General features: G+C 54.2%; 15 protein-coding genes. All 15 read left to right on the plus strand.

Annotation, left to right across the window (positions count from 1 at the left end):
- Positions 1-11 precede the first annotated feature (11 nt).
- The 15 genes from BJ885_RS06995 (at position 12) to BJ885_RS07065 (ending at position 10127) form a co-directional block, all read left to right on the plus strand.
- Complete coding sequence (locus tag BJ885_RS06995) at positions 12-1481, plus strand: DUF1073 domain-containing protein (RefSeq protein WP_121931502.1); 1470 nt, start codon at positions 12-14, stop codon at positions 1479-1481.
- On the plus strand, positions 1408-2415 hold the full coding sequence (locus tag BJ885_RS07000; RefSeq protein WP_121931503.1) for a phage minor head protein: 1008 nt from the start codon (positions 1408-1410) through the stop codon (positions 2413-2415). Before BJ885_RS06995 ends, BJ885_RS07000 begins: the two co-directional genes overlap by 74 nt.
- Positions 2416-2434: 19 nt before the next feature.
- The gene (locus BJ885_RS07005) at positions 2435-3064 is read left to right on the plus strand and encodes a hypothetical protein (RefSeq protein ID WP_121931504.1); all 630 of its coding nucleotides are present in this window, start codon (positions 2435-2437) and stop codon (positions 3062-3064) included.
- Positions 3065-3115: 51 nt separating this feature from the next.
- The gene (locus BJ885_RS07010; RefSeq protein ID WP_121931505.1) at positions 3116-4501 is read left to right on the plus strand and encodes a DUF2213 domain-containing protein; all 1386 of its coding nucleotides are present in this window, start codon (positions 3116-3118) and stop codon (positions 4499-4501) included.
- Positions 4502-4504: 3 nt separating this feature from the next.
- A complete protein-coding gene (locus BJ885_RS07015; RefSeq protein ID WP_047647778.1) occupies positions 4505-4945 on the plus strand; it encodes a hypothetical protein in 441 nt (146 codons plus the stop codon).
- Positions 4946-4956: 11 nt separating this feature from the next.
- Entirely contained in the window at positions 4957-6033 is a 1077-nt protein-coding gene (locus BJ885_RS07020) for a major capsid protein (protein ID WP_121931506.1), read from the plus strand.
- Between the two features lie 9 nt (positions 6034-6042).
- A complete protein-coding gene (locus tag BJ885_RS07025; protein WP_032657178.1) occupies positions 6043-6444 on the plus strand; it encodes a hypothetical protein in 402 nt (133 codons plus the stop codon).
- A 2-nt stretch (positions 6445-6446) separates the two neighbouring features.
- Positions 6447-6824, plus strand: a complete 378-nt coding sequence (locus tag BJ885_RS07030; protein ID WP_121931507.1) for a hypothetical protein — start codon at positions 6447-6449, stop codon at positions 6822-6824.
- A 2-nt stretch (positions 6825-6826) separates the two neighbouring features.
- Complete coding sequence (locus BJ885_RS07035; protein WP_032658299.1) at positions 6827-7000, plus strand: hypothetical protein; 174 nt, start codon at positions 6827-6829, stop codon at positions 6998-7000.
- Positions 7000-7350, plus strand: coding sequence for a hypothetical protein (locus BJ885_RS07040; protein ID WP_032657174.1), 351 nt, complete (start codon positions 7000-7002; stop codon positions 7348-7350). The genes BJ885_RS07035 and BJ885_RS07040 overlap by 1 nt, the downstream gene beginning before the upstream one ends.
- Positions 7351-7397: 47 nt before the next feature.
- A complete protein-coding gene (locus BJ885_RS07045; protein WP_032657172.1) occupies positions 7398-7685 on the plus strand; it encodes a hypothetical protein in 288 nt (95 codons plus the stop codon).
- A 62-nt stretch (positions 7686-7747) separates the two neighbouring features.
- Positions 7748-8212, plus strand: coding sequence for an HK97 gp10 family phage protein (locus BJ885_RS07050; RefSeq protein ID WP_121931508.1), 465 nt, complete (start codon positions 7748-7750; stop codon positions 8210-8212).
- Positions 8209-8592 (plus strand): hypothetical protein, encoded by a 384-nt coding sequence (locus BJ885_RS07055; protein WP_121931509.1) that lies wholly within the window; start codon positions 8209-8211, stop codon positions 8590-8592. Before BJ885_RS07050 ends, BJ885_RS07055 begins: the two co-directional genes overlap by 4 nt.
- 62 nt (positions 8593-8654) lie before the next feature.
- The gene (locus BJ885_RS07060; protein ID WP_121931510.1) at positions 8655-9398 is read left to right on the plus strand and encodes an Ig-like domain-containing protein; all 744 of its coding nucleotides are present in this window, start codon (positions 8655-8657) and stop codon (positions 9396-9398) included.
- 57 nt (positions 9399-9455) lie between these two features.
- A complete protein-coding gene (locus tag BJ885_RS07065) occupies positions 9456-10127 on the plus strand; it encodes a DUF6246 family protein (protein WP_121931511.1) in 672 nt (223 codons plus the stop codon).
- The last annotated feature ends 54 nt before the right edge of the window (positions 10128-10181 follow it).

The raw sequence follows: 10181 nt of genomic DNA on the forward strand, positions 1-10181 counted from the left end.
GAGCATCGCCAGTGAGCGAACAAGATAACGGCCTTCAAATGGCTGTGAACAACCTCGCCACTGAAATGAGGCGAGCGAATTACCTGAATGCCATCGGCATCGGTGGCGGAAACACGAAGCGACCTACGCTTTACCAGGAATTTGGCTACCCGCGCACGATCACCTTCAACGACTTCTACAACATGTACCGCCGCAACGCCGCTGGCTTCGCTGTGGTGCATCGGCTGCTGGAAGGTTGCTGGCAGGACTATCCTGTCATTGTTGACGGTGATGAAGCGCAGGAAGCGGAGAAAACAAACGCTTGGGAAAAGAAAGTCACCAAGTTTATGAAGAAGCTGTGGCCGAAGGTGAAGGATGCCGATCGCCGCAATATGGTCGGGCGATACTCCGCGCTGCTGCTTCAGGTGAAAGACAATAAGTCATGGAACGAGCCAGTAGATACCAAGCTGGTGAAATCCCTGGGCGAGTCAGCGCTGGTAAAACTTATCCCGGTATGGGAGCCGCAGTTAACTGTCGCCGAATGGGATAACGACCGTCAGTCTGAAACGTTCGGCCAGCCGAAGATGTTCAACTTCAACGAGCAGCCGGTCGGTGATGAGCCTTTTGTCGGTCCGATGCGCGGAGAACCGGTACACCCGAGCCGCGTTATCTTGTTCTGCGAAGGTTCTGAAGATGACAACGTGTTGTCCGGTATCCCGCTGCTGGAAGCCGGCTACAACAAGGGCCTCGACCTTGAGAAAGTGTCAGGTGGTGGCGCTGAAGGCTTCCTGAAGAACGCCAGCCGTCAGATCGCCGTCGAGTTCAGCAAAGAAACCGATATGAATACGCTGGCTGACCAGGCCAAAAAGGCTGGCTATGCCGATCTCGGCGAAGCGATGGGCGATAAGGTCAATAAGCTGAACCGCGGTACCGATGCGGCGGCCGTAATGCAGGCCGGGCAGATGCACGTTCTGAGTGTTACGCCAGGCGACCCGGGCCCGACCTGGGAAGTCACTGCGAACGAACTGGCAGCCTCCGTGCAAATCCCGTTCACCATCCTGTTCGGTCAGCAGACTGGGCGACTGGCGAGCGATGAGGATAAAACGGACTGGGCTATCCGACGCAACACGCGCCGAAATGGCTTCCTGACAGATCGCATTACCGCGCTGCTGGAACGCTTCTGGACTCTTGGGATTATCGACCCACCGACCAAAGGCGAGGTCACCATTTCGTGGAGTGACCTGCTGGCGCCCGGCGAGAAAGAGAAGATCGAGAACGCATCTAAGCTGGCCGATATCGTGCAGAAAACCACTGGCTTCTATGGCGGTGAGCCGCCTGTTACAGCCAATGAGCTGCGCGAAGTTGTTGGGCTTGACCCGCTGCCGGAGCCAAAAGAACCACCAAAACCGGACGATAAGGTGACTACCGATGATCCACTGGCCGATGACACCAGAACAGACGGCAAAGGTAGGCCTGCCGATAGTTCCGCGCAGCAAGGTTGACCCGACCCGATCGGCAAAGCAGGTAACCGCGATGTTCCGGGATATCGAGGCGCGGTATCTCGGCATCAAGCGCGCATTGAAAGCGCTGTTTGACCAGCGCCTGACTGGGCGAGAGCGAGAGGTAAACAGCCATAACTGGCACTTCCTCTGCCACGACCACGGCGAGGATATTCGTGTCTACCAGGTCAACGCTGGCAAGTTCATCTACGACATGTCGGCGCAGGAACTGGCTGATCTCCTCGAAGCGGTGCAGTCGATTCTGGATGATTACCTTCTGGACGGTGGTGAGCAAAAACTCTGGACGATGGATTACGTGGTCGCTGAGGCGCAGCGCGGCACACTGGAGGCATTCAACAACCTCTCGCAGCAGTCGCAGGTGTACGCCAGCCAGACAACGCTACAGCAGCTTTTAAGCAGCCCCGGTTATCTGAACCAGATATCGGCGGCCAGGCTGACAACGTTCAGTGACTGGAAGGTTATCAGCGACACAGCCCGCGGCGATCTGACCAACATCATCACCGATGCGATCGCGCGAGGGGTAAATCCTCGCGAGACGGCCAGCGTAATCAGTAAGCGTCTCGATGTGTCAATGTCGAAGGCGAAGACCATCGCTCAGACTGAGCAGGTCGGCGCGCTGCGGCAGGCTCAGTGGAACGAAACCGACTGGGCCGCTGACCGGCTTGGCCTGAATACAGGCCTGCTGTGGCTGTCTGCGCTCAAGCCAACGACGCGAACCTGGCACGCCAGTCGACACGGCAAAGTCCACACCACGGAAGAGGTGCGGGACTTCTACGCTGAGAACGGCAACCGGTACAATTGCTATTGCAGCCAGATTCCGGTACTGCTCAACGATGACGGCAGCATTTTCAATGAAGGGCTTAAAGAAAAATTGACCATTGAACGTAAACAATGGAGTCTTCCTGTCGATAACTAACTAAAGGAGGATTTCATTCATGCATAATCATAGCGATTATTCTGATGACGTATTTCATTGGATAAAAACTGATTACGATGGAAAAGATAACAAAAAAGCTGATGAGTTAGCCTTCGAGATAATGAAGAAAATTGTTATGGATGGCTGCCTAAATGCGTCTGGTAAAGACACTTTCAGAAATCTGGAAAGCGTTTGCTTTACCGAGTCGCCATTAGAAGTAAAGAGGCATCAGTCATCACGCTATACTCAGTTTGGATTTGCTTTTAGTAAATCACTTATTTTTGACTTGGGTGGCAGGCACGTTATTTACCAACCTAAAAATGAGGCTTATTTCCTCCCGGAGGGCCTTCATTGGCGTCATGTGACATATGACCCAAATGATAAAGATAAGGTTAAGAGAGACGGAGTTAACTTCACTTGGGAAAGAGAGTGGAGGTTGAACTGCAAACAGCTAGATATACGTAATGCTCACTCGGTAATAGTACCAAATGCATTTTTTGCTGATGAGTTAAGCCATTATTTGCATGGATGGGAACATATGAATTTGGCCGGCTGGATAAGTGGAGATAGCGAAGCCAGAAGCCCTGAAGAATATGGAGAGCATTTAATTGAAATACATGACCGTATAAAAATATTTGAAGATATCTAAGCCGCATAAGCGGCTTTTTTATTGCCTGAAATCCACCAATGAGGACCCAGCATGAAACGCAACCGCGTTAACGTGCTGACCGTCGTCAACTCCGCTTCAAACATCACCACTGAAATCATCGACGGCAAGCCACATATCGTGGTTCGCGGCATCACGCCTGTCGTGGACGATATCGTGATGAACCGGAAGTTGTACCCGGCAGCAGAAATCGAAAAGGCCTACAACACGCTTGAGCGAAACCCGATGCCGCTGGGCCACCCGAAGGTTGACGGCAAGCATGTGTCTGCTCGCGATGTCAGAGCGGTGAATGAGTATCACGTCGGGGCATGGCTGCAGAACGTCAGCCACAAAGACGGGAAAGTGACGGGCGATATGTACGTTAACCGCCAGTACGCCGAGTCGAGCGACAAGGGGAAGCGCCTGATTAACCGCCTGGATGAGATGCTGGCCGGTACCAACTCCGATCCGATCCACATCTCCACCGGCCTGCTGTATTCCGGCATCGCCGCAAATGGCGAGTCTAAGGGCAAGAAGTACAACGAGATCGCCACCAACATGATGTTTGACCATGTGGCGGTACTGCTTGATGAGCCTGGCGCTGGAACGCCAGAAGAGGGCGTAGGCATCTTCGTTAACTCAGAAGGTGATGAGCAGCAGATCGAAGTTGCCCGCCTGGCTGATGGTATCGACTGCACCCGCGACGGTCTGCTCAACAAGACAAAATTCTTCTTCACCAATGCCTCCAACTTCTCTTTCGACGACATCTCCCGCGCTATCAGCGACAAGCTGCGCGAGGGTGACGCCGAAGATAAGTGGCTTTGGCCTGAAACGGTGTGGCCGGACAGCTTCATCTACCGCAATGACACCAAATACCTGAAGCAGAAGTACCTCATCGATGATGACGGCAAGGCCGTGTTCGTCGGCGAACCTGTAGAAGTCGTGCGCAAACCCACTGAGTACGAGATTAAAACCAACGGAGAGAACGATCCGATGAAAGAACTAATTATCAATGCGCTGCAAGCCGCTGGTAAGCCGACTGAAGGCAAGTCCGACGCCGAGCTGATGGACGCATACAACCAGATGAAGGCCGAAGAAGCCACCGCCAAGAAAAAAGGCGATGAAGAAATCGACCCGGAAACCGGCAAGTCCAAGAAAAAAGAGCAGGCCACCAATAACGAAGAGATGCCAGCCTGGGCGCAGAAACTCGCCGATCGCGTGGACGTCGTTTTCAACAGCCTGAACGCGAACGCCGACAAAGAGAAAGGCGAAAAGCGCACGGCAGTGAAGCTGGCGATGAACATGAGCGATGAAGAAGTCGCGGATCTGGACGGTAAGGCGCTCGACGCCATGTACGCCAAGTGCCAAACCTCTTTCGGCCTGAACGGTGCATTCCGCCAGGCAACTAACACCCAATCAGTCAGCGAAATGCCAGAGTAAAAAATGGCTAAAGACGGAAAACACGTAATTCACGCGGGCGGTATCTTCGCAAACCCACAGCTTCACCGTGAAGGTGCTGCAGCCGCTGATACGCCTCCAGGTACGATTGGTTTCTTCGACAACACTACGAAGAAATTCACCGCCTCCGTGGATGGTAATGAAGCCGCGATCCTCTACGTAGCCAATTATGACTACCTGCGTTGCAAAACCGTAGACGACGTCATCAAGGCTGGCGACTGGGTTGTTGCTTTCCACCCAACCCCAGGCGTTTTCTTCAACGTGCCAGCTGCAGCAGGCACTTACACCAAAGGGCAGCCGCTCTCTGTTGCCAACGGCCGCGTTAAAGCTGTCGGCACTGATGAATCGGTCCGCTGCTACGTAGAAGAAGACCGCTCATACACCATTGCAACGGCAGGTGACCTCCTGCGCGTGGTCATTAAATAAGGAGCACCTGAATGTTTGTATTCTCCACTAAGCAGGCGACCGAAACCGGGAACCTCGAAGCCAACATGGCTCAGTTCAATGAACTGACGTTCGCTCGTAATTCCAGTGCTCAGGCCGTGGCAGACTTTATTGCTCGTACCCGTGTTCGCGGTGAAGCGGCAAATGCCCCGGTACTGGACGCAGTAAACGCAGTCGACGATATCCGCCGTCTGTACAAGGCCTGTGACCAGACCGTGCTGAAACAATTCGAACCGAATACCGAATTCACGCTGCTGAACGACCTGATGCCGCTGTCTCGCTCTGTTCGTCTGGAAGAGTCTGTTTACGAATACGCTCGCACCGGCGGCCGTGGCTGGGCGCATACTTCCATGTCCGGTCAGATTGGTGCTGCGCTGGATGCGAAGTCTTACACCTTCGATGGCACCATGGTGCCGATCCACGACAGCGGTTTTAAATTTAACTGGCGTGACCCGGTATTCAATAAAGGATCTGCGCTCTCATCCCTGGCGGATGCTCAGGCCGGTTCTGTGGATGATGTGCGTCGCCAGTATGTCGACTATATCTGGGAAGGCTTCCGCGATGCAGCCGGTAACTACATCAAATTCGATGACAAGACCTGGAAGGGACTGCGTCACGATGAGCGTGTGGCGCAGGTAACGCTGAGCGTTAACTTCGCAACAAGCACCGACCCAAAAGCCATGCGTGCTGCGGCGATTGCCCTGCGTGACGTCCTTAAGCTGCAAAACATGCAGTACGGGCAGCAGACGTGGTACGTCTCCAGCGAAATCATGTCCAACTGGGAACAGTACTTCGATGTGAACTCTCTCCGCACCGTGCTGGAAGAGATCTCCAAACTGTCAGGCATCGCGGCAATCAAAGAAGATGCTGAGCTGACCGGAAACGAAATCGTAATCGTACCACTGCAGGCTGGCGTGATTGCTCCTATCGTCGGCCAGGCCTTCGGCACCGTCGCTGATCCGCGTCAGTTCTACAACTCAGATTACGTTTGGCGTACCTGGGGTGCTGCTGGCCTGATGGTCAAGCAGGACATCAACGGTCACTACTCTGTTATTCACGCTTCGAGCTAAGGAAACAATATGGCACTCGTAAAGGTATTGGTAGCAAACCTCTTTGCCGGTGCCAGCCTTCAAAAGCTGGAGGCTGGACAGGTTTATGACGTCGATGACTCGATCGCTGAAAAGTGGATCGAGCAGGGTAAGGCGGAAAAATCATCTGACAAGAAGGGTGAGAAGCTCGTCTTTGAAGTGGCGACACCGTCTGCGCCCGTGGCAACCGGTGCATCAGATTTGCAGTCAAAACTCAATGAGGCGTTGGCTCAATTGGAACAGGCCCGGTCTGAAATTGATGCTAAGGATAAAGAGCATGCCGAAGTGATTGAGCAACTGAAGCAGGAAAGTGCAGTTAAGTTGGACGCTGAAACAAAACGTGCTGACGCAGCTGAAGCGGCACTGGCAGAAGCTATCAAGAAGGCGAAATAACCATGGCTGACCCAATCACAGCGGCAGACGTGCAGGCGTTCCTCGGTGAATTGGGTTACTCCATCCCGGGCGCGCTGCTGGATCCGATCCTCTGCGTGGTGAACAAAATTATCCCGTGCCTCGATGGAGCCGGGTATGACGAGTGCACAGCGAAGCTGATCCTGATGTATGCCACGGCGCTCATGGCTACGTCGTCCGGCGCGCGCCGCATCAAATCGCAGGGTGCGCCGTCTGGCGCGTCTCGTTCGTTCGATTACGGTACCGACAGCATTACCTGGCTGCGCGACTCGCTGGCCCGTCTCGATACCAGCGGCTGCACCGGTGAGTTGCCGATCAGCGCTGGTAACAGCGTCGGCCTGTTCATGGTGGTCGGAGGCTGATGATGACGTACAAATCAGTTAAGCAAGGCCTGCCGCGTTCGTTTACCCGCGTATGGGTGATGACCGACACCGGGAGGGAGACTACCGGATACGTGAAGTCGGATGGCGGGTGGTTCATTAACTGCCCGCGCATCCGGGCGACTGGCGCGAAGGTGCTGCGCTGGAAGGAGGGCTGATGTCATCGGTAGCAAACTGGAGCTATACCGCTACGGCGACCATCTGGCGCAAGTTGGAAGGCAATAACGAATACGGCGATCCGCTGGGCTATGCCGAACCTGAGCAAATCCTCTGTGATTACGAGGGCGGGCTCAGCAAGAAGTTAGCCAGTCTGGGCGCCGAAATCGTCGTGAAGAACACTGTCTGGACGGAGTTCGCGCTGGCGGCCGCAGGTGATTATCTGATGATTGGCGTGTCAACCGAAGCCGACCCGGTTGTGGCCGGTGCCGATGAGGTGCGGCAGGTTATCCGCTATGGCGATACATTCGATCGCCTGACTGATGATTACGCCATCCTGACTGGAATCTGATAAACCTGTGCAATAATGGCCCAAAAAATTAACTGGAATGATAGGTGATGGGCTTTCAATATTGGCTTGCGGTATGTGGGATTTTCCTGACCGGCCCCTTTGCGTTTGTTCAGTCGATTATCTTTTTGCGACGAGGTGTCTATACAAAGACATTTAAGGGGACGACGCGAAAGGAGTACATCCATAAAGACAGCAAGCCTATTGAATACTGGTTCAGCGTTATTGCTCAAATGATTATTGGCGTTGTAATGATTGGCTTTGGATTCTGGTTATTAGATGACCTGCCTGCCTTTCATAACTGGCACACTGAAATCCGCGCAATGCTCCCTTTTTGATTCAACTTTAAATGACACCAAACCTCGCTCAGGCGGGGTTTTTTTATTGACTGGAGAAAACCATGGGCATCAAAGTGAAAGGCATCAGCCAGGCGAAGAAACACCTGAACGATATCATCAACGATGTGAGGGGGCGCAAGGTGATTCGCGCGCTGCAGTCGGCGATGATTCTCATCGGTGCGCGGGCGGCCTATTACACCCCAATCGACACCTCCACGCTGATTAACAGCCAGTTTCGGGAAATCGACGCTGGCGGGGTGTTCATTACCGGGCGCATCGGCTACTCAGCCAACTATGCTGCGTACGTCCATGAGGCATCAGGCAAGCTTAAAGGTCAGCCGCGCGCGCACTTTGGTATAACCAGCAACCGATCTGAGTTCGGTCCGCAGAAACCGAAAGAGTTCGGCGGCGGGACCGGAACAGGCAACTACTGGGATCCGCACGGTGAGCCCCAATTCCTGACCAAAGGCGCAAATGACGAGCGCGATAATGTTGACGCGGTGATGCGCAAGGAGCTTACGTCATGACACCCATGATGCACGAGCGGGTGCGCAACATGTTCGGCGATGCCGGGCTAACAACCGGCTTCACGGTGCAGCAGTTGATGTACGACGACCCTGACGACCTGTCGAAGGCGGTCATGGTATTCAGGCCAAACGGCGGGGCGAATATCCGCACTGACCTCGGTTCTGAGTATCACGTCCTGGTCGACGTTGTCGGCGCGAAAGATAAGCGCAAAGACGCGCTCAATGCTGTGCAGCGCATCGTCGATTACGTACAGGCCAACCCCATGGCTGACGAGTGTGTCGGCTACATCCAGAACATGGGCGCAATTCCCGCGCCGGAGCTCACAGAAGAAGGGCGAATAGTCTTCCGACTCCAGTTCGTCTGCACTTACGGCAAATAGCCATCCCAACCAAATAATCCGCTCCGGCGGTTTTTCTTTTATACGTCAAAGAGGAGTTTCACATGGCTAATTGCCAGAACTCGAACGAGCGCCTGTTAGGCGGTACGGTCGTGCTGGAAGTCGCCGATGGCTGCCCGGACGTCAAACCACTGGAAAGTGAGTGGAAGGCGCTGGCTGCTGGTACGTCGAAAGGCTTCTACTTCAACCCGAACTCGGTTACCTCTGATGCGGATGACGGCGGCGGCTATGTCGAGACCATCATCACTAACAGTGACTTCACGCTGAGCTTTGAAGGCGAGGTGCGTAAGAAGGACAAGCTGGATCAGTACGGTGTCGGCAAGTTCATCAAGTATTTCGCTGATGAACTTAAGGCTAAGCGCCAGCCAGGTATCTGGGTGCGCATGGACTACGGTCCGATTGAATTCATCGGCTACATGAACATTAACGCGCTGAGTTCTGACGGTGGCACTAACGATATCGTCACGTTCTCTACTGAGTTCAAAGTCGGTGACGCCAGCACCATCGAAGTGAACGAAATCACTGCGGTTGCGGTGACTGGCGTGACGGTAGCCCCGACAACCAGCACCGGCACGGCGGGCGGTACCAGCACTTTCACGGGTAACGTCGCACCAACCGGCGCAACCAACAAAGATTTCACTGTAGCGACTACCGATGCGACTAAAGCAACAGCCACCGCCTCCGGCAACACCGTTACCGTGACGCGTGTCGCCACCGGCAGCGCGCAGATCATCATCAACACCGAAGACGGCAACTTTGTGGCCGTGCATACGGTTACTGTTACCTAACGGACATTCCAAAGGGCGGCGTGCTGCCCTTGATAATGACCGTTTACTGGAAGGCCTATGACCGCTTTAACCGATATTGGCGAACTCTCTATCAGCGATAGCTGCGAAGGCGGGAAAGACTACCTGCTGCGGCCTTCATTCGAGGCCATGACCAGGATCGGCACTCCCGAAGAGATTGTGCAGGCGTACGCCACCATCCACGGCAATGATGTCGCTCAGCTGATTGAGGTTTGCGCTGGCACGCTGGGACGTTTTCCTTCCTGGCTATCCCCATCATTCAACCGAGCTGCTGAGAAGCTGTTATCAACGTGCATGCTGGTACTGCAGGCGTGTTGCGATGACGATCTGACGCCGATGATCGGAGAGTGGAAGGGGGGGCGGCATTGCGTCGTCTACCGACCCGGCCAGATGCCTAAGAACGACATCATCGTGCTGGCGCAGCACCTAATGCAGCACGGCGTCGTCGGCAAAGCAAAGGTTCGCCAGCTGCAGCGCCACGAAACAGGCGAGCGAACCACAGAGTTTAAGGCCTTCGATTACATCAGCGCTGCACGCAGCCACTTCGGCATGAATCGCGCAGAAGCCTCGCAGCTAACGATGACCGAGTTCCAGATGCTGCTGGCGGCGAAATACCCGGACCAGAAAGGCTTCACTCGTGAAGAGTACGACAGCATCGCCGACGAATACCTTAAGAAACAAGCCGCTCGGAGAAGTGCTGCGGATGTTTGAGATTCAGCATTTAAATGCAGTTCAAGCAGATGATTACTTGACATTTATTGTTTA

The sequence above is a fragment of the Enterobacter sp. WP_7_1 genome (assembly GCF_003688535.1).
Classification (GTDB): Bacteria; Pseudomonadota; Gammaproteobacteria; order Enterobacterales; family Enterobacteriaceae; genus Enterobacter; species Enterobacter asburiae.